At 65.9% G+C, this 22,581-nt stretch carries 23 protein-coding genes and 3 tRNA genes; 16 read left to right on the forward strand and 10 right to left on the reverse strand.

Going from position 1 to position 22,581, the window contains the following annotated elements; genetic code table 11:
• Nucleotides 1–42 precede the first annotated feature (42 nt).
• The 5 genes from KUV81_RS15980 to KUV81_RS16000 are packed head-to-tail and all read left to right on the forward strand — an operon-like array spanning nt 43 to nt 3,251.
• Entirely contained in the window at nt 43–531 is a 489-nt protein-coding gene (locus KUV81_RS15980; protein WP_222544898.1) for a SprT family zinc-dependent metalloprotease, read from the forward strand.
• A gap of 40 nt (nt 532–571) precedes the next feature.
• A complete protein-coding gene (locus KUV81_RS15985) occupies nt 572–1,261 on the forward strand; it encodes an endonuclease (protein ID WP_222544899.1) in 690 nt (229 codons plus the stop codon).
• Nucleotides 1,262–1,274: 13 nt separating this feature from the next.
• Nucleotides 1,275–2,006, forward strand: coding sequence for a 16S rRNA (uracil(1498)-N(3))-methyltransferase (gene rsmE / locus KUV81_RS15990; protein WP_222544900.1), 732 nt, complete (start codon nt 1,275–1,277; stop codon nt 2,004–2,006).
• A 10-nt stretch (nt 2,007–2,016) separates the two neighbouring features.
• Entirely contained in the window at nt 2,017–2,961 is a 945-nt protein-coding gene (gshB, locus tag KUV81_RS15995; RefSeq protein ID WP_222544901.1) for a glutathione synthase, read from the forward strand.
• Nucleotides 2,958–3,251 carry a hypothetical protein gene (locus KUV81_RS16000; RefSeq protein WP_222544902.1) on the forward strand — a complete coding sequence of 98 codons (294 nt, stop codon included), beginning with the start codon at nt 2,958–2,960 and terminating at the stop codon, nt 3,249–3,251. The genes gshB and KUV81_RS16000 overlap by 4 nt, the downstream gene beginning before the upstream one ends.
• Here KUV81_RS16000 and KUV81_RS16005 read toward each other — a convergent pair.
• Nucleotides 3,248–5,641: a putative bifunctional diguanylate cyclase/phosphodiesterase gene (locus KUV81_RS16005; protein WP_222544903.1), complete on the reverse strand. Its 2,394-nt coding sequence runs from the start codon at nt 5,639–5,641 to the stop codon at nt 3,248–3,250. The genes KUV81_RS16000 and KUV81_RS16005 overlap by 4 nt on opposite strands.
• 268 nt (nt 5,642–5,909) lie before the next feature.
• On the reverse strand, nt 5,910–6,344 hold the full coding sequence (locus KUV81_RS16010; protein ID WP_222544904.1) for a hypothetical protein: 435 nt from the start codon (nt 6,342–6,344) through the stop codon (nt 5,910–5,912).
• A 120-nt stretch (nt 6,345–6,464) separates the two neighbouring features.
• On the opposite strand from KUV81_RS16010, the gene KUV81_RS16015 reads away from it, so the two are divergent.
• From KUV81_RS16015 to KUV81_RS16040, 6 genes are all read left to right on the forward strand, one after another.
• Nucleotides 6,465–7,532: a methyltransferase gene (locus tag KUV81_RS16015; RefSeq protein WP_222544905.1), complete on the forward strand. Its 1,068-nt coding sequence runs from the start codon at nt 6,465–6,467 to the stop codon at nt 7,530–7,532.
• Nucleotides 7,533–7,603: 71 nt separating this feature from the next.
• Nucleotides 7,604–7,690: transfer RNA gene (locus KUV81_RS16020), tRNA-Leu, on the forward strand.
• A 17-nt stretch (nt 7,691–7,707) separates the two neighbouring features.
• Nucleotides 7,708–7,794, forward strand: a tRNA-Leu gene (locus KUV81_RS16025).
• A 5-nt stretch (nt 7,795–7,799) separates the two neighbouring features.
• Nucleotides 7,800–7,886 (forward strand) — tRNA-Leu (locus KUV81_RS16030).
• Nucleotides 7,887–7,996: 110 nt separating this feature from the next.
• Nucleotides 7,997–9,670 carry a DUF342 domain-containing protein gene (locus tag KUV81_RS16035; RefSeq protein WP_222544906.1) on the forward strand — a complete coding sequence of 558 codons (1,674 nt, stop codon included), beginning with the start codon at nt 7,997–7,999 and terminating at the stop codon, nt 9,668–9,670.
• A gap of 125 nt (nt 9,671–9,795) precedes the next feature.
• Complete coding sequence (locus tag KUV81_RS16040; protein ID WP_222544907.1) at nt 9,796–10,404, forward strand: superinfection exclusion B family protein; 609 nt, start codon at nt 9,796–9,798, stop codon at nt 10,402–10,404.
• On the opposite strand, the gene KUV81_RS16045 is transcribed toward KUV81_RS16040, so the two are convergent.
• The gene (locus KUV81_RS16045; RefSeq protein WP_222544908.1) at nt 10,401–11,168 is read right to left on the reverse strand and encodes a TetR/AcrR family transcriptional regulator; all 768 of its coding nucleotides are present in this window, start codon (nt 11,166–11,168) and stop codon (nt 10,401–10,403) included. The two genes, KUV81_RS16040 and KUV81_RS16045, sit on opposite strands and share 4 nt — an antisense overlap.
• A gap of 162 nt (nt 11,169–11,330) precedes the next feature.
• A complete protein-coding gene (asd, locus tag KUV81_RS16050) occupies nt 11,331–12,446 on the reverse strand; it encodes an aspartate-semialdehyde dehydrogenase (RefSeq protein WP_222544909.1) in 1,116 nt (371 codons plus the stop codon).
• Between the two features lie 211 nt (nt 12,447–12,657).
• On the opposite strand from asd, the gene KUV81_RS16055 reads away from it, so the two are divergent.
• The gene (locus KUV81_RS16055) at nt 12,658–12,795 is read left to right on the forward strand and encodes a hypothetical protein (RefSeq protein ID WP_222544910.1); all 138 of its coding nucleotides are present in this window, start codon (nt 12,658–12,660) and stop codon (nt 12,793–12,795) included.
• Between the two features lie 95 nt (nt 12,796–12,890).
• Nucleotides 12,891–13,016, forward strand: coding sequence for a hypothetical protein (locus tag KUV81_RS19765; protein ID WP_261389443.1), 126 nt, complete (start codon nt 12,891–12,893; stop codon nt 13,014–13,016).
• Between the two features lie 46 nt (nt 13,017–13,062).
• Here the strand turns inward: KUV81_RS19765 and hpt are convergent, their stop codons facing one another.
• Genes hpt through mpl form a run of 3 tightly spaced genes read right to left on the reverse strand, consistent with a single transcriptional unit; the run spans nt 13,063 to nt 15,605 of the window.
• Entirely contained in the window at nt 13,063–13,593 is a 531-nt protein-coding gene (hpt, locus tag KUV81_RS16060) for a hypoxanthine phosphoribosyltransferase (RefSeq protein WP_222545036.1), read from the reverse strand.
• Nucleotides 13,594–13,597: 4 nt separating this feature from the next.
• Nucleotides 13,598–14,251 (reverse strand): flavin prenyltransferase UbiX, encoded by a 654-nt coding sequence (locus KUV81_RS16065; RefSeq protein WP_222544911.1) that lies wholly within the window; start codon nt 14,249–14,251, stop codon nt 13,598–13,600.
• Nucleotides 14,238–15,605, reverse strand: a complete 1,368-nt coding sequence (gene mpl / locus KUV81_RS16070) for a UDP-N-acetylmuramate:L-alanyl-gamma-D-glutamyl-meso-diaminopimelate ligase (protein WP_222544912.1) — start codon at nt 15,603–15,605, stop codon at nt 14,238–14,240. The genes KUV81_RS16065 and mpl overlap by 14 nt, the downstream gene beginning before the upstream one ends.
• Before the next feature lie 247 nt (nt 15,606–15,852).
• On the opposite strand from mpl, the gene KUV81_RS16075 reads away from it, so the two are divergent.
• Together KUV81_RS16075 and KUV81_RS16080 are read left to right on the forward strand one after the other, a co-directional pair.
• Nucleotides 15,853–17,211 carry a Na+/H+ antiporter NhaC family protein gene (locus KUV81_RS16075; RefSeq protein WP_222544913.1) on the forward strand — a complete coding sequence of 453 codons (1,359 nt, stop codon included), beginning with the start codon at nt 15,853–15,855 and terminating at the stop codon, nt 17,209–17,211.
• A gap of 85 nt (nt 17,212–17,296) precedes the next feature.
• Nucleotides 17,297–17,629: a hypothetical protein gene (locus KUV81_RS16080; protein ID WP_222544914.1), complete on the forward strand. Its 333-nt coding sequence runs from the start codon at nt 17,297–17,299 to the stop codon at nt 17,627–17,629.
• A 57-nt stretch (nt 17,630–17,686) separates the two neighbouring features.
• Here KUV81_RS16080 and KUV81_RS16085 read toward each other — a convergent pair whose 3' ends face one another.
• Complete coding sequence (locus KUV81_RS16085; RefSeq protein WP_222544915.1) at nt 17,687–19,030, reverse strand: hypothetical protein; 1,344 nt, start codon at nt 19,028–19,030, stop codon at nt 17,687–17,689.
• A gap of 237 nt (nt 19,031–19,267) precedes the next feature.
• On the opposite strand from KUV81_RS16085, the gene KUV81_RS16090 reads away from it, so the two are divergent.
• The gene (locus KUV81_RS16090; RefSeq protein WP_222544916.1) at nt 19,268–20,230 is read left to right on the forward strand and encodes a class 1 fructose-bisphosphatase; all 963 of its coding nucleotides are present in this window, start codon (nt 19,268–19,270) and stop codon (nt 20,228–20,230) included.
• Nucleotides 20,231–20,291: 61 nt separating this feature from the next.
• Here KUV81_RS16090 and KUV81_RS16095 read toward each other — a convergent pair whose 3' ends face one another.
• Both KUV81_RS16095 and KUV81_RS16100 read right to left on the reverse strand, forming a co-directional pair.
• The gene (locus KUV81_RS16095) at nt 20,292–21,212 is read right to left on the reverse strand and encodes a manganese-dependent inorganic pyrophosphatase (protein ID WP_222544917.1); all 921 of its coding nucleotides are present in this window, start codon (nt 21,210–21,212) and stop codon (nt 20,292–20,294) included.
• Nucleotides 21,213–21,303: 91 nt separating this feature from the next.
• Entirely contained in the window at nt 21,304–22,428 is a 1,125-nt protein-coding gene (locus KUV81_RS16100; RefSeq protein WP_222544918.1) for a tetratricopeptide repeat protein, read from the reverse strand.
• Between the last annotated feature and the right edge of the window lie 153 nt (nt 22,429–22,581).

Raw genomic sequence — 22,581 nt, forward strand, 5'->3', positions numbered from 1 at the left:
AAGGCTTTGTATACTGGCGCGGTTAAGCCAATCGGAGTCCCCATGTCCCTGTCCCCCTCCCTGCACCAGGCCCTGCTCAGTGCCGTGGCCGACTGCTACGCCCTGGCGGAGCAGCGCCTCGGCCGGGCGTTCGAGCGCCCCGAGATCAGCCTGGCGATGCGGGGGCAGAGCGCCGGAGCCGCCCACCCGACCCAGAACCGGCTGAGGTTCAACCCGGTGCTCCTGGCGGAGAACCCCGAGGCCTTCCTCAAGGAGGTGGTGCCCCACGAGGTGGCCCACCTACTGGTGTGGCACTGCCACGGCAAGGTGGCCCCCCACGGTCGCCAGTGGCAGGGGATGATGCGGGATCTTTTCGGCCTGGAGCCCCGCACCCGTCATTCGTTCGATCTGGCCAGTGTGGCCCCCAGGACCTGGCCCTACCGCTGCGACTGCCAAAGTCACCAGTTGACGGTGCGGCGCCACAACAAGGTGCAGCGGGGCCAGGCCCGCTACCTGTGTAAAGCCTGCGGCAGCGCGTTAAAGCCCGCCTGACTCCCGAGTTTCCCACCCCACCCATTCGTTGTTGTCGTTGATGTTAAGACCCCTGCTGTTCCTGCTGGCCCTGGTGGCCGCCCCGGCCCTGTCCGCCCCCACCAGCTTCAGCCAGGCCAAGCGCCTGATGTTTGAGCTCTATACCGGCCCTCTGGCCGCCACCAGCCTCTACTGCGGCTGCCCCTTCGAGGCCCAGGGCCGCAAGTTGGTGCCAGACCTGAATCAGTGCGGTTACCAGGTGCGCAAGCAACCGGTGCGAGCCAACCGCATCGAGTGGGAGCACGTGGTGCCCGCCTGGCAGTTCGGCCACCAGCGCCAGTGCTGGCAAAACGGCGGTCGCAGCCAGTGCGCCAAGGACCCGGTCTTTCGCGCCATGGAGGCGGATCTGCACAACCTCTACCCGGCCATCGGCGAGGTCAACGGCGATCGCTCCAACTACCGGCTCACCGTCTGGGGTGGCGAGCCGAACCAGTACGGCCAGTGCCAGATGCTGGTGGATTTCAAGGGGCGGCGGGCCCAGCCCCCCATGGCCGCCCGCGGGCCGGTGGCCCGGGCCACCCTCTACATGGCCGGGCAGTACGATTTGCGCCTGTCCGAGTCGCAGGAAAAACTGATGCACTCTTGGCATACTATGTACCCGGCGGACGAGGCGGAGTGCCAGCGGCATCGCCTGGTCAGCCAGCGGCAGGGCCACGACAACCCCTTTACCGCCGAACAGTGCAACCCCTGAAGCGGAACCCTCTATGCGCGTACCACGGATCTACCAACCCTCTCCCCTGGCCCCGGGCCACAGCCTCGATCTGGACGACGACGGCAGCAACCACGTCGGTCGGGTGCTGCGGATGCAGCCGGGCCAGGCACTGATGCTGTTCAACGGCGACGGCCAGCAATACCCGGCGCTCATCGACGAGGCGGGAAAGAAGCGGGTGCGGGTGACGGTCCAATCGATGGAGGCCCAGGACTCGGAGTCCCCCCTGGCGCTGCACCTGGGGCAGGTGATCTCCCGGGGGGAGAAGATGGAGTTCACCATCCAGAAGTCGGTGGAACTGGGGGTGGCCAGCATCACCCCGCTGTGGTCGGAGCGCTGCGGGGTCAAGCTCTCCGGCGACCGGCTGGACAAGAAGGTGGCCCAGTGGCAGAAGATCGCCATCGCCGCCTGCGAGCAGTGCGGCCGCAACCGGGTGCCCGAGATCCGGCCGGTGATGCGGCTCGAGCCCTGGCTCACCGAGCCCTTCGAGGGCCTCAAGCTCAATCTGCACCCCCGCGCCCCTTACAGCATCAACACCCTGCCGGAGCCGGTAACGGCGCTGCGGCTGCTGATCGGACCGGAGGGCGGCCTCTCCGACGAGGAGATCCGCACCGCCCGGGACCAGGGTTTTACTGATATTCTTTTGGGGCCCCGGGTGCTGCGCACCGAAACCGCGGCCCTGACCGCCATAACGGCATTGCAGGTTCGCTTTGGCGACCTTGGATAAGGAGTCCAGGATGATCAAGCTTGGCATCGTGATGGATCCCATCGCGGGCATCAACATCAAGAAAGACACCAGTTTCGCCTTCCTGCTGGAAGCCCAGCGCCGGGGCTACGCCCTGCACTACATGGAGATGGCGGATCTCTACCTGGACCGGGGCGAAGCCCGGGCCCGGATGCAGCCGCTGACGGTGGAGGAGAACCCGGAGCAGTGGTACCAGCTGGGTGACGCCGTGGATCAACCCCTGGCGGAACTGGACGTGATCCTGATGCGCAAGGATCCGCCCTTCGATACCGAGTACATCTACGCCACCTACATGCTGGAGCGGGCGGAGGAGCAGGGGACGCTGATCGTCAACAAGCCCCAGAGCCTGCGGGACTGCAACGAGAAGCTGTTCACCGCCTGGTTTGCCGAGCACACTCCGGACACCCTGGTGACCCGCAGCGCCGAGCGGATCCGCGCCTTCCACGCCGAGCACGGCGACATCATCATCAAGCCGCTGGACGGCATGGGCGGGGCCTACATCTTCCGGGTGCACGCCGATGGCCACAACCTGGGGGTGATCATCGAGGTGCTGACCAACCACGGTAAGAACTACACCATGGTGCAGAAGTTCATCCCCGAGATCACCGCCGGCGACAAACGGATCCTGGTGGTGGACGGCGAGCCGGTGCCCTACTGCCTGGCCCGCATCCCCCAGGGGGGCGAGACCCGGGGCAACCTGGCCGCCGGTGGCCGGGGCGTGGCCCAGCCGCTGTCCGACAGCGATCGTCGCATCGCCGAGGCGGTGGCACCGGAGCTGAAAAAGCGCGGGCTCATCTTTGTGGGCCTGGACGTCATCGGCGATCGCCTTACCGAGGTCAACGTCACGAGCCCCACCTGCGTGCGGGAGATTGAAGCGGCCTACGACATCAACATCGCCGGCCACCTGATGGACGCCATCGAGCGGCGCCTGTCGTGATCCGGCCGGTGGCGCTCCTGCTGGGGCTGTTGGCGGCCCCGGCATTGGCCCAGCCCTGCCTGCAGGCCCCCTGGCGGGACAGCCCCTGCCCCAACCTGATGTACCAGGCGGTGAACGGTGAGGAGGGGGCGCGGATGCTGTGCGTCTGCCAGCCGGATTTTGCCCACCTGCAGAAGGTGCCGGAAACCGCGGCGGGACAGACCCTGAGGGTCAAGGAGCTGGAGCGGATCGCCGCCAGTTACAACCTGTCGGACTCGGAACTGCGTCAGGCCCTGCGTCTGGCGGATTAGCGGGACTGGCGGCCCATCACCTGGGCCCCCCGATCATCCTCGGACCAGTGCAGGTCCGCATCCAGGCTCTCCAGCAGATGGAGGGCCTGGTGTTCATCCAGGGGGGGCGAATAGAGGTAGCCCTGGGCGAAGTCGCACCCGGCCTTGGTGAGGAACTGGCGCTGGTCGTGATTCTCCACCCCCTCGGCCACCACCTGGCGCTTGAGGTTGTGGGCCAGCTCGATCACGCTGGTGACGATGTTGCGGTCCACATCGGAGTTGTCCAGATCCGAGACAAAACCCCGGTCCACCTTGAGCAGGTCAAAGGGCAGCTGCTTGAGGTAGCTCAGTGAGGAGTAGCCGGTGCCGAAGTCGTCGATGGCGATCCGCACCCCCATCCCCTTGAGCTGATGCATGATGGTCATGGCCCGGTCGAGGTTCTTGATGAGGCTCTCCTCAGTCAGCTCCAACACCAATCGGGAGGGCAGGATCCGGTGCTTCTCCAGCAGCTGCTGGAGGTGGTCCACCAGGGCGCCGTTCATGTACTGGTTGGGGGAGAGGTTGACCGCCACGTAGAAGGCGTCGCTGCCCCGCAGCTTGGAGTAGCGGGCCAGCAGCTCCACCGCGTACTCCAGCACGTAGTTGCCCAGCTCCACCCCCTCCTTGCTCTCGTCCACCTCCTGGACAAACTCCGACGGCATCACCAGTCCGCGATTGGGGTGGTACCAGCGGATCAACGCCTCGAAGCCCACCAGTCGCTGGCTGTCCATGGAGAGGATGGGCTGCATCGCCAGGGCCAGCTGGCGCTCCTTCAGCGCGGTGCGGATGTCCTGCTCCAGCATCAGACGCCGGGACGCGCTCTCCAGCATCTGCTCGTTGAACACCCGGTAGTTGGACCGCCCCGCCTGCTTGGCCTGGTACATCGCCAGATCCGCCCGCTTAAGCAGCTCCTCGGGGCGCATCATGGGGTTGTCGCAGAACACCACGCCGATGCTGGTGGTGATGATCAGGGTGTGGCGCCCCAGCTGCACCGGCTGCTGCAAGCTGGTGAAGATCTGGTGGATGATGCGGTGGATGTCGGACTCCGACTCCAGGCCGCGGACGATGATGGTGAACTCGTCGCCCCCCAGCCGGCACACGGTGTCCATGTTACGGATGCTCTTCTGCAGTCGGTTGGCCACGGTCTTGAGCAGCTCGTCGCCGATGTCGTGGCCCAGGGTGTCGTTGACCCGCTTGAACTCGTCCAGGTCAAGGAACAGCAGGGCGATCTGTTCGTCGGTCCGGCCGATGCTGGCCAGGGCCTTGGCCAGCTCGTGGTGGAACATCGCCCGGTTGGGCAGCCCGGTCAGGGCGTCCATCATCGCCATCCGCTGCAGCTCGTTGGTGTAGCGATCGACGTCCCCCTCCAGACGCTCCAGCTGGCTGGCCACCTCCAAGGTGGTGCTCTCCAGCTGGTCCAGCTCATCCCGGGCCCAGCGGGACTGGTGACGCAGCCGGTCCCGCAGATCATCGAACCGGCTCTGGGCCAGCAGCGGCAGGGCCTGACCCAGGCGATGCAGCCGCCCCAACGGCCGCCAGAACAGGGCGGCCCCCAGGCCCCCCGCAAGCAATACCGCCATCAGGAGGATCCCCGCCAGATCGCCGGCAAAGGCCCGCTCCCCCTGGGCCAGTTCGCTGACGTCTCGGATCAGCATCAGCGTCTGCCCCCCATCCGCCACCGGCCAGGCGTAGAGCGCCCAGTGCCGGCCGTCCTGGGCCAATTGCCTGGGCCCGTCCTGCAGCGCCGACAGGGGCACCTGCACCGCCAGGCGGTTGAGCAGCCCCAAGGTGGCGGCCCGGTTGGTGAGACTCAACAGGCTCAGGCCCCAGGGCCCGGCCCCGGACTCGGCGCTGAGCAGTGCCAGCTCCACCTGGTGATGTTCGCTCATGGGCGCCAGCACCTGGGCCAGGGAGGTGGTGAGCACCAAAGTGTGGATCTCCCCGTCCACCAGCACCGGCACCGCCACGTCCATCAGGCAGGCCAGTTCGCAGCGAATGCGGTGGTCCGGCTCGCCATCCTGGGCCACCCGGTCGACCCAGGGGGCCGCTTCCCCCAGCGCCTCACCCTGACCCAGCGCCACAGCCATCCGCGGGTCGTAGAGGGTCACCCCCTTGAGATCCCAGAACAGCTCGAAGTCGTGCCACTGCCCCTGGAAGCGTTCCTGCATGGCCTGCAGCGCCAGCCCCTCACCGCTGCCCATCAGCATGTGCAGCTCCTGGCTCAGGGAGACCAGGCGTCGCTGCGACGTCTGCAGGCGGCTCTGGTAGTCCCGCCACAGGTAGTGGTACTGGTTGGTGAGCACCTTGTCGACCTGCTGGTCGAAGCGGCGCAGGCCGATAAGGCCGATGATCAGACTGATGAGCAGCAGCATGAGGACGGTGGCGAGGACAAACTTCCACCGTAAACTGAGAAAACGCCCATGGCCCCGTTGCATCATGCTGTTACCGCCATCCGGTGTGAGTGAGGTGAAAAAAGCCGCCAACGCAGTGTGCGCGGCAGCATCTCGGTGGCTGGCGGTCCCCACCTGTCTGGCCTCTCATCCCGAGGCCGGTGGAAAAGCGATCGCCGTCCTTGTCGTCTTAAGTTAAGCGTAGTCCCGATCTGGCCAATGCAGGGCCCCGTTTTGCGCCGCCGCGGTGTCAGGGGCTCAGGGCGGTGATCCCCGGGCCCTCGGCCCGCTCCGCCGAGAGGTAGCCGATGGCCCCCGGGGTCTGGCGCAGTCGGGCCCGCATCTCCTCTTCGCTGGCCACCACCTGAGGGCGCTCGCCAGCGCCGGAGAACACCAGGTGGTTCCAGGCCCGATCCAGCTGGAAGGGCAGCAGCCCCAGCTGCTCCCGACAAAAACGCTGGTGCAGGGGGTGGCGGGTGGGCAGCACGAAGACCACCACGGCGCTGCCGTCGGGCCAGAAGGCCGCCTTACGGGTAAAGAGCGCTCGCAAACGCTTCGGGGCCAGGGTCACCGGCTCCAGGCCGCTGTTGACCACCACTCGCACCGGCGCCGCACTGGCCCTGGCCTCCCCTGCCACCGCGCCCAAGAGGATCGCCAGCGCCAAAGCGGTTCGCAACTTTCCCATCCCTGGGCTCCTTTTTTATGGTTTTTAAAGAGCTTAGAACATATTCAGCGCGCCTCGGCCCGGTCCGGGCCCCGGCTCACACCAGCGCGGGGCCGCCGAGCAACCGGCGGCGGTTACCTCGTGGGCAAGGCTCGGGGTATACTGGCGCCCATTCTCGACTCGACCATCACCGCCATGTCCCTCTCCAATCCCAGTCAGCTGGTGTGGAAGCACGCCGACCGCCTGCCCCGTCACCTGCTGATGCTCAATGCCGATGCCGATCCCCTGCCCCTGCAACTGGCCCAGCAGGGCCACAAGGTCGAGGTGCTGACCGCCGATTACCTCAACCACCAGCGCCTGGCCGGTCAGCTCGAGGGAGTGCACTACGGGGTGGAGGGCGAGGGGCTGAGCGCCGAAGGCGCCCTCATTCGCTTGCCCAAGGCCCGGGAGCAGCTGCGCTTTCTGGTGGCGCTGGCCTGCGCCCGGCTGCCCCAGGGGGCGCCCATCTTCCTGGTGGGGGAGAACAAGGGGGGGATCCGCAGCGCCGCCAAGGCGGTGGCCCCCTGGCTGCCCCAGTGCCCCAAGCTGGCCTCCGGCAGCCACTGCCAGTTGCTGCTGGGCCACAACCCGGCCCCCCGCCCCCTGGAGCTGTCGCAGTGGTGGCAAAGCTACGAGGTGGCCACTCCGGACGGCCCCCTGGCCCTGGCCTCACTGCCGGGAGTGTTCAGCCACGGAGAGCTGGATCCGGGCACCGAGTTGCTGCTGGAGCACCTGCCCGCAAAGCCCCAGGGTCGGGTGCTGGATTTTGGCTGCGGTGACGGGGTGATCGGCACCTTCCTGGCCCGGCGCAACCCCCAGATTGAGCTGGAGATGGTGGACATCAACGCCATGGCCCTGGCGGCGGCCCGCCAGAGCCTGGTCCGCAACGAGCTGACGGGCAAGGTCTACCCCTCCGATGGCCTGTCCCAAGTGCAGGGACAGTTCGATCTGATTGTCTCCAACCCCCCTTTCCATCACGGGGCCCAGCAGACCTTCGACACCGCCCGGCGCTTTATCCGCGACGCCGCCGCGGCACTCAAGCCCGGGGGCCAACTGATCATCGTCGCCAACCACCATCTGCCCTATGGCGACGACCTGGCTCACGCTTTCGGTCGGGTGAACATCCTGGCGGCCAATAACAAGTTCAAAATCTACGCAGACAGTAAATAATCGCGAAAACCTTATTGACCCGCCCTCAAATCTCCCTATAATGCGCCTCCGTAGCAACGACGATGCATCAGGCAGATGTGGCGGAATTGGTAGACGCGCTAGCTTCAGGTGCTAGTGTCCGAAAGGACGTGGGAGTTCAAGTCTCCCCATCTGCACCATCGACGTTGATTACATTGCTCAGGTGGCGGAATTGGTAGACGCGCTAGCTTCAGGTGCTAGTGTCCTAACGGGCGTGGGAGTTCAAGTCTCCCCCTGAGCACCACATTTGCAGATGTGGCGGAATTGGTAGACGCGCTAGCTTCAGGTGCTAGTGTCCTAACGGACGTGGGAGTTCAAGTCTCCCCATCTGCACCATATTCGAGACCCTGGCTCACAGAGCCGGGGTCTTTTGCTTTTCCCCTCCCCCCCTTGTCGCTATACTGGCTCGCGCTGATAACAAATTCTAAACCCAGCAAAAAGCCGTCATGCTCAATACCGATATGCTCCTTATGGATGAGGACCAGAATGCCGTCTGCATCGACCTCATCCCCTCCCAGCATCATGACCTGACCCGCGAACAGCTGCAGGCCCTGCTCGGCCAGAGTGCCTACGCCCAGTGCGCCTTCCTCGACAGCGAGGTGGAGCAGCGACTCAAGGAGCTCCAGGGCCGGCTGGCCAACGACAACGCCGACGGGCCGATGCGCCTTCGTCTGGCGGAGCGTCGCAACGGCCAGTGGAAGCTGACCCTCACCGCCGACCAGATGAGCCTGCAAGCGGAGCTGACCGCGCCCCAGGGGGGCCAGCACGCCAGCTTCGGCCAGCTGCTCAGCGCGCTGCAGGAGCTGGAGGTGAGTGAAGGCTTGCTGCGCGCCGCCATCGATGACCTGATCCAACAAGCCAAACGCGGGGTGCCCGGCAGCCGCGTCAAGGCGGAGATCGCCCGGGGGCGTGCCCCCCGTCACGGTCAGGACGCGCGACTGGAGCGCCTGGTGCCCCTGGCCCGGGAGCGGCTGCTCAAACCCCAGGAGCAGGACGGCGGCCGGGTCGACATGCGCGATCTCGGCGCCGTGGTGATGGTCCGTGCCGGCGAGCCGGTGATGCGGCGCCATCCCCCCACCGAGGGCCAGGGCGGCTACACGGTCACCGGCAAGGCGCTGCCCGCCAAGAAGGGCAAGGACAGCCCCCTGCGCACCGGCAAGGGCACCGAGCTGGATCCCAAGGATCCCAACCTGCTGCGGGCCAGCCGCGTCGGCCAGCCCATAGAGATCCGCCACGGCATGGACGTGGACGAGGTGCTCACCGTCAAGCAGGTGGACGCCAAGCACGGCCACGTGGAGTACGACGGCTCGGTGATGATCCTCGGTGAAGTCAGCGAGGGGATGCGAGTCAAGGCCACCGGCGACATCACCGTCGGCGGCTTTGTGGACGGCGCCCAGTTGGAGGCCGGCGGCGACATCATCGTCACCCAGGGGGTGGTGGGCCGGCAGCGGGACGACGGCAGCCTGACCTGCGTGCTGCGCAGTGGCGGCCAGATCCTGGCCCGCTTCATCCAGTACAGCCTGCTGGAGTGCGACAGCGACATCCAGATTGAGCGCCAGCTGATGCACTGCCAGGTGCACTGCCGGGGCAGCATCCGGGTGGGGGACGAGCACGGCCGCAAGGGCGACCTGGTGGGCGGCGAGATCGTCTGCAGCGGTCCGGTGGAGGCGGTCAACCTGGGCGCCCGTGCCGGCACCCAGACCCGGCTTCGACTGGGGGACGGGATCCAGGCGCTCAAACAGCAGCACGAACGCCTGGCGGACAAGCTCAAGGCGCTGGAGGACCAGTCGATGAAGCTGCGCCTGGCCCAGCGCAACCTGGCCCCGGTGCCGGAGTCCGGCGCCGATCCCCTGCAGACCCTGCGCCAACAGCTGGCCCTGGGTCGGGAGAAGATCGATCAGCAGCACCAGGAGCACCTGGAGCAGCTGCGAGGCATCGAAGCGGAGATCGACGGCTTCTTCGACCGGGTGCTGATCACCGTCAAGGCCCGACTGTTTCCCCGGGTGGAGTGCGAGATCGGCCCCGCCCAGGGGATCAGCCACAAGGAGAGCGGCCCCAGCCAGCTGCTCAACCGGGACGGCAAGTTCACCGTCGCCCCCCTGGTGCACCCCCACGCCTAAAACCCCAGCCATAAGCGACTGCATGTTTCGATGCAGGTGGTCGCTTATGGCATTATGCTTGCTTGATTTTTCCCGCCCCTCGATGGGGCCACAGAGTGACAAGAATCTGTCGTTTGGGAGACCCCATGGCTCAACTTCTGGACCTTCTTCGCCAGTGCCGCTTCGGCCCGCTGATGACCCGCCTGGCCCTCTGGGCCCTGGTGGCCAGCCTGGCGCTGCTGTTCCTGCCGCTGTCCGCCCTGCAATCCCTCTTCCTTAAGGAGTGGGTGGCGCAAAACGGGTTCCTGCTGGGCCTGGTGACCGTACTGAGCGCCAGCTACCTGCTGGCCGGCGCCCTGCGCATCTGGCTGGGCAACCTGCACCATCGCCAACAGGCGCAACAACGCCGTCAGAGCATTGAGGCGAAGCTGTCGGTGCTGGACGGCGTGGAGCGGGCGGTGCTGAGGGAGTTCTTCCTGCAGGGCAAGTCGGTGATCCCCATGCCCCTGAACCACCCGGCGGTGGAGGAGCTCAAAGGCTGCGGTGTGCTGGTGCAGCTCGGTGCGCCGGAGCACTACGCCATTGAGGGGCCGGTGGGCCAGATGAAGATCGCCGCCGAAGCCCGGGCCAAGCTGAGCCGCCAGGCCCTGCGTCTGCCGGAAGGCAACCTGTCAGAACAACAACGGGCGGCCCTATTGGCCGCCCGTCCGGAGTTTGCCAACAGCCTCGGTCGAGGCCGTCGTCACGCGGCTTAGAACGCCGCCACCATCGCTTCTTGCTCTTCGCTGGCGGAGAGCTGATGCTCCACCTCGGCGATGATCCGCTGGTAGGAGTCTTCCTGCAGCGGACGTTGCCAGTCCAGGGTGCCCACCAAAATGGCGAAGGCGGAGTAGATCTCCCGGGGGTTCAGCTGCTTCACCGCGTTGTGCATCAGCGGGTTGTGGATCACTCCGGAGGCGCCGCGCTGGAAACAGGCCATCATGGCGTGGAGGGTTTTCACCTCGTCGTCGGTGGCGGTCAGCTCGCCCTGGATCCGGGCCGCTTCCACCACCCGCAGGATGGCGGTGTAGAACTGCTCCAGGTACATCTTCAGCTCCTGAACCCGGTACTCGCTGGCGCGCTCCACCACCTTGGGGGCGCCCCCCAGGGTGTTGAAGCCCAGGGTCCAGGCGGAACGGTTGACGGCCACCACGGCGCACAGGTGCATCGCCACCCAGCGCTCGGCGAAGCTCAGCTCGCTGGTCATAAAGTGGGGCTGACGCTCCACCATCTGCTCCACGTGCCGGGCGAAGATGGCCACCAGTAGATCCTCCTTGCTGGAGAAGTGCTTATACAGGGTGCCGGCACTGCAGCCGGCCAGGGGGGCCAGCTCGGAGAAGCGGAAGGACACCAGGCCCTGCTCTCGGATAAGTTGCTCCGCCAGACGTATTAGCACTTGGTCCCGTTGACGAAAACGGGTCTGAGTGGGAGAGCTCCAGCTGGATGTGCCGCTGGCCTCCATGGCCGATGCTGTAGTCATTTGGATCGCCTTATCGCCAAATACAAGTGACCACACTCTACGTCCGGTTTCTTAACACAACTGTGCTATACGCCCAATTTTCTCTCTTCCGAGCGGGACAAAATGTCAAAATTGGAGCTGAAGCACAAAAAAGGGAGCCACTTTTGCTCCCTTTTTGCCCTTTTAACGTCGAATCTCCGTCAAAATCCTTAACATTCGTCTCAGGGGCTCCGCCGCCCCCCACAGCAGCTGGTCCCCGATGGTGAAGGCGCTGAGGTACTCCGGCCCCATGGACAGCTTACGCAGCCGGCCGATGGGCACGCTGAGGCGGCCGGTAACCTTGGCCGGGGAGAGCTCGGCAATGCTGGCCTCCCGCTCGTTGGGCACCACCTTGACCCAGGGGTTGTGGGCCGCCAGCAGGGCTTCGATCTCCGCCAGGGGCAGATCGCGGCGCAGCTTAATGGTCAGCGCCTGGCTGTGGCAGCGCATGGCGCCGATGCGCACGCAGATCCCATCGATGGGCAGGTGCCCCTCGTCGTGACCCAGGATCTTGTTGGCCTCCACCTGGGCCTTCCACTCCTCCCGGCTTTGACCGCTGGGCAGGGCGCTGTCAATCCAGGGGATCAGGCTGCCCGCCAGGGGGGCGCCGAACTGCGCCGTGGGGAAGGCGTCGCTGGCCAGGGTGTCGGTGACCTGCCGGTCGATGTCGAGGATGGCGCTGGCCGGGTCCGCCAGGGCCGGGGCCACGCTCTGGTGCAGCGCCCCCATCTGGCTGAGCAGCTCCTTCATGTTGCGCGCCCCGGCACCGGAGGCGGCCTGGTAGGTCATGGGGCTGACCCACTCGATAAGATCCGCCTCCAGCAGCCCCCCCAGGGCCATCAGCAAGAGCGATACCGTGCAGTTGCCGCCGACAAAGGTGCGCTGGCCCTGGGCCAGGGCCAGGTCGATGACGCCGCGGTTGACCGGGTCCAGCACGATCACCGCCTCCGGGGTCATGCGCAACGTCGAGGCGGCGTCGATCCAGTAGCCCTGCCAGCCACCTTGGCGCAGGGACGAGTAGACCGCCTGGGTGTAGTCGCCGCCCTGGCAGGTGAGGATCACGTCCAGCTCGGCCAGGGCGTCCAGGTCATAGGCGTCCTTAAGGGGTTTTCCGCCCCCCAGGGCCGGGCCCGGCTCCCCCACCTGGGAGGTGGTGAAGAAGCGCGCGTCGATGCGGGCGAAATCCTCCTCCTCCACCATCCGCTGCAACAACACCGACCCGACCATGCCGCGCCACCCGACGAACCCCACCTTCAACATCCGCTCTCTCCTTCGGACCTGCTCACGAAAGCCCCCACTCTACCCCCTCGCCACCAGACAAAAAAGAGAGGAAGTGGCTGAGTTATAACCAACACCCGAAGTGATCATCGCCCCGGCCCGGGGCATTTGGCCGGACCAGTCGAATTTTTGCTCGATCCGCCGGGGCGATAATGCTATCTATTCGGTAAATGTCGTTCGCTTTGGAGGCCCCATGTCCGAGACCCACTCCCCGAAGGAGCTGGCCCAGTCCGTGCCCACCACCGAGTCCAACTGGCGTGACAGCCAGCTGGGGCAGCAGTTGGTGGACCTGTTGGAAGAGGCTTACCAGGACGCCGGTCACGACGACTGAGCGGCGTTACGACCAAAGTCCAATGGTGGCCGACCCGTCGCCTTTTCTACCCTGACGGTCCGACCGCCCCAGATGCAATGTGAGGGAACCTGATGATGAGCGAGCCACAGCCGCCCCTGGCCCAATCGGATGAGAGCCACTGGCGCAACGGAGACCTGGGCGCCGCCCTGGTGGCCTTGCTGGAGGAGGCCCTGCCCGCCAAGGACGACGAGTCCAATTGAGCCGCAGATAAGAAAAAAGCGCCGAGTTCGGCGCTTTTTTTGTGCCTCAGGACTGGGGCACCACTTTGGCGATGTAGGGCAGCTGGCGGTAGCGCTCGGCGTAGTCCAGGCCATACCCCACCACGAACTCGTCCGGGATCTGAATGCCCACGTAGTCCACCGGCACGTCGGCCACCCGGCGCTCGGGCTTGTCCAGGAAGGTGCAGATCTTGAGGCTGGCGGGCTCGCGGGTCATCAGCAGCTCGCGGGTCTTGGACAGGGTGCGACCGGTATCGATGATGTCCTCCACCAGCATCACATGGCGACCATGGATGTTGTTGGCCAGGTCCATCACGATCTTCACCTCACCGGAGGACTCGGTGCTGTTGCCGTAGGAGGAGGCGGTCATAAAGTCGAAGCGGATGTCGCCGCTGAGGCGGCGGGCCAGGTCGGTCATAAAGACCACGGAGCCCTTCAGCAGCCCCACCAGCAGCAGGTTGTCCACGCCAGCGTAATCTTGGTTGATCTGGGCCGCCAGCTTATCCAGGATGGCGTCGATCTCGTCCCGGGAGATCATCTCCTCCAGGCTGTGCTTCATCAATTCACTCATGGTCTTGCTTGCCGTTGTCTGAGTCAGAAGAGGGACCGTAACCCCAGCGGGTCATCAGTCGATGTTCAATCTGCAGGTGGTCCAGCATCCGGGCCACCATAAAGTCCACCAGGTCGTCGATGGATTGGGGCTGATGGTAGAAGCCCGGCGCCGCCGGCATCACCGTCGCCCCGAGCTGGGTCAGCTTGAGCATGTGCTCCAGGTGGATGGCGTTAAAGGGCGTCTCCCGAGGCACCAGGATCAGCTGGCCCCGCTCCTTGAGGATGACGTCCGCCGCCCGTTCAATCAGGTTGTTGCTCATGCCGGTGGCCACCGCCGCCAGGGTGCCGGTGGAGCAGGGGCAGATCACCATCCGACGGGGCGCACCGGAACCGGACGCCACCGGGGAGAACCACTCCTCCTTGCCGTAGACCCGCAGTTGGCCCGGCTCGGCGCCGTAGCGCTCCGCCAGCAGGGCTTCGCAGGCCTTGGGGTTGCCCGGCAGGGACAGCCCCTCCTCCTCCTTAAGCACCACCCGTGCCGCGGCGGACACCATCAGGTGCACCTGGAGGCCGGATTGTAGCAGACACTGCAGCAGGCGCAGCCCGTAGGGCGCCCCGGAGGCGCCAGTAAAGGCCAAAGTGATGGCTTGCTCACGCTTTGTCATGGCGCGCCTCCAACTCGTCCAGCAGGGTTTGGTGGATTCCCTCGAACCCGCCGTTGCTCATCACCAGTATGGTGTCTCCCGGTCGGGCCTGCGCCAGCAGCGCCTGCACCAGATCCGGCACCCGCTGTGCCAGCTGCACCGGCACCGGCGCCTCGGCCATGGCCGCCGCCATGTCCCAGCTCAGCCCCGGGGGCTGGTAAACAAAGGCGGCATCACACTGGGCCAGGGAGGCGGCCAGGGTGGCCTGGTGCACCCCCTGCTTCATGGTGTTGGAGCGCGGCTCCAGCACCGCCAGGATCCGCCGCTCGGATCCCAGCCGGGCCCGCAGCCCCGCCAGGGTGGTGGCGATGGCGGTGGGGTGGTGGGCAAAGTCGTCGTACAGGGTGACGCCATCGGCCTCGCCGCGCCGCTCCATGCGTCGCTTGGGCCCCTGGAAGCGGGCCAGGGAGCGGATCCCGTCCGCCGGCCGCACCCCCACATGGCGGGCCGCCGCCAGGGCCCCCAGGGCGTTCTGGATGTTGTGATCCCCCATCAGATCCCACGCCACCTCGCCCTGGCACTCGCCGGCCAGGTGCACCTCGAAGCGGGTGCCGTCCTCACTGAGCTTGCGGGCCTGCCAGCCACCCTCGCCCAGCACCGCCTGTTCGCTCCAGCAGCCCTGGGCCAGTACCTCGGCCACGGCGTCCGCCGCCTTGGGCCAGATGATCTGGCCGGAGCCGGGTACGGTGCGCACCAGGTGGTGGAACTGGCGTTGGATGTCCGCCAGGGAGTCGAAGATGTCCGCGTGATCAAACTCCAGGTTGTTGATCAGCAGGGTGCGCGGCCGGTAGTGGACGAACTTGGAGCGCTTGTCGAAAAAGGCGCTGTCGTACTCGTCCGCCTCCACCACGAAGAAGGGGGTCTCCCCCAGGCGGGCGGAGACGCCGAACTCCCGGGGCACGCCGCCGATCAGAAAGCCCGGGGCCAACTGGTTGTCCTCCAGCAGCCAGGCCAGCATGGAGGCGGTGGTGGTCTTGCCGTGGGTGCCGGACACCGCCAGCACCCAGCGCCCCGGCAGCACGTGCTCACACAGGAACTGGGGCCCGGAGGTGTAGGCCAGGCCGCGCTCCAGCACCGCCTCGACGCAGGGGTTGCCCCGGCTCATGGCGTTGCCGATCACCACCAGATCCGGCTCGGGATCCAGCTGGGCAGGGTCGTACCCCTCAATCAGTTCGATCCCCTGCTCGGTCAGCTGGGTGCTCATGGGGGGGTAGACGTTGGCGTCGGAGCCGGTGACCCGGTGCCCCTGGGCCCGGGCCAGCAGCGCCAGCCCCCCCATAAAGGTGCCGCAGATCCCGAGGATGTGAACGTGCATGCGCTGTCCTGACGTGGCTCAAAAGCGCCATTGTAACCGTGGCATGGCCCGGGCACCAAAGCCCAAAGCGGCATTGTTCTCCTTGCACCGATCACAGCGTCCATATAAAGGGTGTTACGGCGATCAAGCCGTTTAGACGTCTATATTGACGGACTTCTGGAATTCCACTAAAGTCGCCGCCAGTGTCCGGAGCGACCATCACCACCGCCTGGGAAGGCCAAGTCCAAGATTGAACGAGAGCGACACCATGAGCCAAACCCAGGCCTGCACCGCCACCGGCACCCTAGACGCGCCCACCGCCACCCCCCTGGCGCTGCTGCCCCTGATGCTGTTCCTGGCCCTCTTTGTCGGCACCGGGGTCTACCTCAGTGCCCAGGGCGTCGCCTTCGCCTTCTACGAACTCTCCCCGGTGGTCGCCATCCTGCCGGCCATCGTGCTGGCCCTGGGCCTGGGCGCCTGGAAGTTCAACCAGTCCCTGGAGCAGGGGATCCAGACCTTTATCGCCGGCATCGGGGACAGCAACATCATCGCCATGTGCCTGATCTACCTGCTGGCCGGCGCCTTCGCCGCCGTGGCTTCCGCCACCGGTGGGGTGGACGCCACCGTGGCCCTGGGGCTGCACCTAATCCCCGCAGCCCTGCTGCTGCCCGGGGTGTTCCTGATCAGCGCCTTTATCGCCACCGCCATGGGCACCTCCATGGGCACCATCGCCGCGGTGGCCCCGGTGGCCCTGGGGATCGCCCAGCAGACCGGCATCGATCCGGCGCTGATGGCCGGGGTGGTGCTCTCCGGCGCCATGTTCGGCGACAACCTCTCCATCATCTCCGACACCACCATCGCCGCCACCCGCACCCAGGGGGCCCAGATGAAGGACAAGTTTAAGGAGAACATCCGCATCGCCGCCCCGGCGGCCCTGTTCGCCGTGGTCCTGTTCACCCTGGCCGGCAGCGGCCAGGCGGAGGTGGCGCCGCAGCAGCTGGAGCTGGTCAAGGTGCTGCCCTACCTGGCCATCCTGGTGCTGGCGGTGATCGGCATCAACGTCTTCGTGGTGCTCTCCCTGGGGATAGTGCTGGCGGCCCTCACCGCCTTCGTCACCAGCGACTACAGCTTGATGACCCTGGGCAAGGACATGGTCACTGGCTTCGAGAAGATGCAGGAGATCTTCCTGCTCTCCATGCTGGTGGGCGGCCTGGCGGCAGTGATGAAAGCCCAGGGCGGCCTGGCCTGGCTCACCGACAAGGTGGCGGCCCTGATCGCCCGCCTGAGCCGCCGCGGCAACGCCGGCGCCGCCGAACTGGGCATGGGCGCCCTGGTGGCCACCACCAACGCCTGCGTGGCCAACAACACCGTCTCCATCATCGTCGCCGGCCCCGTGGCCCGCGAGCTGGCCGAGCAGAACGCCGTGAAACCCCGCCGCGCCGCCGCTACCTTGGACATCTTCGCCTGCATCATCCAGGGCCTGATCCCCTACGGGGCCCAGGCGCTGCTGCTGGCCGCCACCTTCTCCCTCTCCCCCCTGGCGGTGGTGAGTCACGGCTGGTACTGCATGTTGCTGGCCGGCCTGGCCATCGGCACCATCCTCTGGCGCAACCGCCAAAACGGCTGATCTTCAGACTCTTTTTTAAAAACGGCCACCCACAGGGGTGGCCGTTTTTGTACAATGAAATCACGAGCCTGAATCGGAGCCCACCGTGACCGAAATCCGCCCCGAAATGAAACTGGTGTTGCTGGCCTATGGCCTCTTTGCCACCGCCTTTATTCTGCTGTTTGCCCCCTACGCCTTCGCCGACAGCGGCCGCGAAGCGGCGGAGATCATGGGCGGGCGCATCGGCATGTGGAGCGCCATCGCCTCGGCGCTGGTGGTGCTGGCCGGCGTGGCCAGCTGCCTGGTCAGCCTGTTCTTCGGTCTGAAGCAGCTGCCCCGGGCGCTGGACGGCCAGGTGGTGGCAGCCCTGGCCCTGGCCCTGCTGCCCCTGGTGGTGATTGGCCTCTTTATCTGGGAAAACCAGCGGCTGATGTTCTGAGTCCTGTCAGCCCACAAAAAAAGCCCCGCCAGTGCGGGGCTTTTTCCGTCTGGTCGCTTACAGGCCGTTCAGGGTGACGATCAGCATCTCGTAGACATAGCGGTCGTAGAAGTCGCTGCGAACCCCGCCCTGCTCCGCCAGCTCCCGCACCCGGCGTCGATAGCTGTCGGTGTCCAGCGCCTGGTGGTAGCCGTAGCTGTTGATGGTCAGCTCCGGCGCTGCCATCCCCTCGAACTGCTGCAGGTAGGCGTCCGGCAGTTCCAGGGCCGGCAGGGTGCCGCTGAGGGGGGCGTCCACCGTCCAGCGGGCCTGACCATTGCGGTCGGCCAGGGTCACGGTCAACAGGTTGCGCCCTTCGCCGATGCCACGGAAATCGTAGCCGGACACGTCGCTGCCCTCGGTCATGCCCACCAGCACCCGCAACGCCTCATCGAAGAACGCGTTTTGACTGGTGGGCAGGGTCAGGCTGACGGCGCCATCGCGGACCCGGTCCCGGTTGGCCCGCAGGTAGCTGACGCTGCCCTCGGCCACCGCCCCCAGATCCAGGAACTCGTAGGCCTGGACCAGGTTGTGCTCGTGCAGGCCGGGGAAGTAGTAGACCGGCTCGAAGGGGGTGGCGTAGGCGTAGTGACGCCGGCCCCGCTCGGTCTCGGCGAAGCTGTAGCTGTAGCTGTAGTTGTCGTTGACCGCCAGGGAGACCAGCTCACCGCGGTTCTCCGCCCCCATAAACAGGGCCGGGTCCAGTCGCTGGTAGGGCTCGGCCAGGAAATCCGCGGTCAGCTCGGCGGCGTAGGCCTCGCCGAAGTCGGAGCGCAGCACCAGGTCCACCGGCGCCCACTCGGCCTCGGTGCCACACAGGGTGAAGCTGTCGCTGCCGCTCAACTGCCGGGTGCTGATCCGGTTGGCGGTGCGAGTGGTCACGTGCAGGGTCAGGCCGGAGAACTGGGCCAGCACGTCGTTGCCGTCCAGGGTCACCTCGGTGCACTGACAGCCCGCTGTGGAGGCCAGGTTGGTAAAGCGGAAGGTGCCGGGATCGCCGGAGTTCCAGGCCACCTGGGTCCGGATGTCCGGCCCGCGGCTGCCGTCTTCGGCGACCCGCTCCCCCGCCACGGTCAGGTGTGCGGCCCCGTCGGGCCACACCAGATCGAGCCGACCGTCGCTGCCGGTTCGGGCGCTGCTGATCACGCTGCCGTCGGTCCGGTGCACCAGCACCTCGACGCCGGCCGCTGCGCTCTCCACGCCGCACTGGGAGGTGTTCAGGGTTTGCAGCGCCAGGGTGGTCTGCGGGGGCGGGGGCGGCGGGGTGCCCCCACCGTTGTCGTCCCCGTCACCGGAGGAGGAGCCGCCACAGGCGGTCAGGGTGGCGCTGAGCAGGGCCAGCAGGCAAAGCTTCTGATTCATTATCCGACTCCATTCAGAGAATTCGCCAAGAAAAGGGGCGAAAAACAGGAGTCTATCCGACTCTCATCACAAAAGGCATAGGTACATTTACAATTTCTTTACATTCGCTGTGGCAAACTCACACCACCGGGTTCGCCGGGCCGTCAAATCCGCCCTGCCCCACTGCAATCCCCCGCCGCTTCCGCTATCATTGCGGCCATTAATTACCCTACAAAAATCCGCTCACAGGACCGACCCATGCAATCGCTCAACGAGACCCTGAGCCGCCGCGGCATCGACGGCGACCTCCATGCCCTTATCCAGACCCTGGCCCAGTGCGCCGGCGAGATCAGCACCCTGGTCCGCGGCGGTGCCCTCTCCGGGGTGCTGGGTGCCACCGAGAGCGAGAACGTCCAGGGCGAGACCCAGAAGAAGCTGGACGTCATCGCCAACGACCTGATCAAGAACGCCCTGGCCGCCCAGCCGCTGGTCAAGGGGCTGGCCTCCGAGGAGGAGGACGATGTGGTACCGGCCAACGCCGAGGGTCGCTTCCTGGTGAGCTTCGACCCCCTGGACGGTTCCTCCAACATCGACATCAACTCCCTGGTGGGCACCATCTTCTCCGTGCTGCCGGCCCCGACCGGCGCGGTGGACGAGTCCGCCTTCCTGCAACCGGGGGCCAACCAGGTGGCCGCCTGCTACATGCTGTACGGCCCCGCCACCGTGATGGCCCTGACCACCGGCGACGGCACCCTGATGTTCACCCTGGATCCCAACAGCGGCGAGTTTCTGCTGGTGGAGGAGCGGGTCCGCATCCCCGAGGACACCGCCGAGTTCGCCATCAACATGTCCAACCAACGCTTCTGGCAGCCGGCCATGCAGAGCTACATCGCCGATTGCCTCAAGGGCAAAGAGGGTCAGCGCGGCAAGAACTTCAACATGCGCTGGATCGCGGCCATGGTGGGTGACGTGCACCGGGTGCTCTCCCGCGGCGGCCTGTTCACCTACCCCCAGGACACCAAGAACCCGGCCAAGCCGTTCAAGCTGCGCCTGATGTACGAAGCCAACCCCATGAGCTTCCTGGTGGAGCAGGCCGGCGGCGTGGCCTCCACCGGCTACGAGCGGATCATGGCGATCCAGCCGGACGGGATCCACCAGCGGGTGGCGGTGATCCTCGGCTCCAAGAACGAGGTGAACACCTGCCTGGGCTACCACGGCTAAGGCCGAATCCAACCCACGAAAAAGGCGCCCCGAGGGGCGCCTTTTTTGCTTTGTCGGTGCCTTACGCGAAGGCTTCCTGCAGCGGCGGAACCACCTGCTTTTTGCGGCTCAGTACGCCGTCCAGCCACACCTTGCCCTGGGCCAGGTTCTGGCCGTAAGCGCGCTCCACCACGGCGGTGTCGTCGCTCACCACCAGCAGCTCGGAGCCCTCTTTCATGATGTCGGTCAGCAGCAGCAGGACGGAGTGGCGTTTGCCCTCGGCCTTGAGCTTGGCGATGTCCTCCACCAGGGCGGGCTTGATGGCGTCCAGCACGGACAGGTCGATCACCTCCAGCTGGCCGATGCCCACCAGGTTGCCGTTCATGTCGAAGTCCTTGAAGTCCCGCAGCACCAGATCCCGGGCCGGGGTGCCCTCAACGGCGGACTTCACCTTGAACATCTCCATCCCCAGGCCCTTGAAGTCCTCGATGCCGGCGATCTCGGCCAGCGCCTCGACGCAGCGGATGTCGGCGGTGGTGCAGGTGGGGGACTTGAAGATCACGGTGTCGCTCAGGATGGCGCACAGCATGATGCCGGCGATGTTCTTGGGGATCTCGACGCCGTGGAAGTCGTACATCATCTTGATGACGGTGTTGGAGCAGCCCACCGGGCGGATCCAGCACTCCAGCGGGGTGGAGGTGGTCAGATCGCCCAGCTTGTGGTGGTCGACGATGCCGACGATGGTGGCCTCGGCGATGTCGTCCGGGGCCTGGGTCACTTCGGAGTGATCCACGATGTACACCTGCTCACCGGCGTAGCTCAGCTTCAGCTCGGGGGCCTCGAAGCCAAACTTCTCCAGGATGAAGGCGGTCTCCGGGGACAGCTCACCCAGGCGAGCGGCCACCGCGTCTTCACCAATCTGGTTTTTCAGGTAAGCCAGGGCGATGGCACCGCAGATGGAATCAGAGTCCGGGATCTTGTGACCCACGCAGTAAATCGGCATAGAAATCGTCTCCTCAAAATTTGGCGTGATTTTAACAAAGATCGCCGCGAGACGGGAATAGCCGGGAAACGACGCTCAAAGGGCAGGAAAATCAGTGGCGGTGGCTCTGCAGCGCCAGCAGTTTGAGCTGGTAGCGGGACTTTTCGTCCTTGGGCGCCAGGGCTTCCGCCCGGTCCAGGTGGCGCTCGCTCTGAGCAAAGTTGCCCAGTTTGAAATAGGCCCGGGAGAGGCCGAAGTGGAACTCGTGGCGGTAGTCCGCCAGGTCCACCGCCTTGCGGTAGAAGCGCACCGCCTTGTCGTACTGGCCGGACTGGTAGGCCAGCTCCCCCATGTCGAAGTGGTAGTAGGGGTTGCGAATTCGCTTCAGCTCCAGCTGGGCGTGCACCGCCTGCCACTCCACCAGGCGGTCCTGGGCCGCCAGCAGGATCGCCAGGTTATGCAGGGCATCCAGCTCGCTGCTGTCCATCGAGGCGGCAAAGCGGTACACCGCCTCGGCCTCCACCTCCAGGCCTGCCTGACGATAGAGCACCCCCAGGGTGTTCCAGGCGTGGCCGTATTGGGGCTCCAGGGTCAGCGCCGCCTTAAGCAGGAAGTAGGCGCTGTCCCGATCGCCGGAGACCAGGGCCTCCGCCGCCAGGTTGTTGTAGTAGCGGGCGATAAGCTGGTTCTCGCTCATCCGTCCCACCTCGAAACCGCGGATCTGGTTGCCCGGCAGGAAGTCCACCACGGTGCCGCCGTCGGTGACCCGCACCTCACTGGCGTTGTAGGCGGCCGCCACCCGCAGGTTCACGTGGCCATTGATGAGGTAGAGCCCCCCCTGTCGGTCCCACACCGGCGGGGTGTGCACCAGCTGGTAACGTACCGGCATCTCCAGCGCCTTGGCCAGGGAGGCGGTCATCACCACCAGGGACATGCAGTTGCCGGTGCGGCTGGCGAAGGTGTCGGCGGCGTTCTGGGTCAGGCTGTTGTCGTAGCGGATCCCGCCGTCCTCGCGGATCATCTCCAACAGCGCCGCCTTGGGATCCGGCGAGCGCGACAGCTCGAACACCGTCCGTTTCATCTCGGGGCTGAGGGCAAAGATCGACTCGGGGGAGGGCACAGGCTGAGTCTGCTGAAACGCGGTATCAGCAAACAGGTCCGGAGAAGCGACCTGGAGGGGCGCGGTGCTGGCGCAGCTGCAAAGCCACAAAACCAGCAATAGGATTCGACCGTGCATACCCTAACCCTAGCCCAGCGGGAATCGATTTAACACCCCGGACATAAAAGGGTCACACTGCTCTGCTAGTCCGCCAACACCAGGTCGGAGGCGATTTTTGGGCCGCAAGGGCGTATCTTGGGCCTTCGACACACGACAAGGAGTCCCCGGTGT

This window comes from Ferrimonas balearica (assembly GCF_019802085.1).
Classification (GTDB): domain Bacteria; phylum Pseudomonadota; class Gammaproteobacteria; order Enterobacterales; family Shewanellaceae; genus Ferrimonas; species Ferrimonas balearica_B.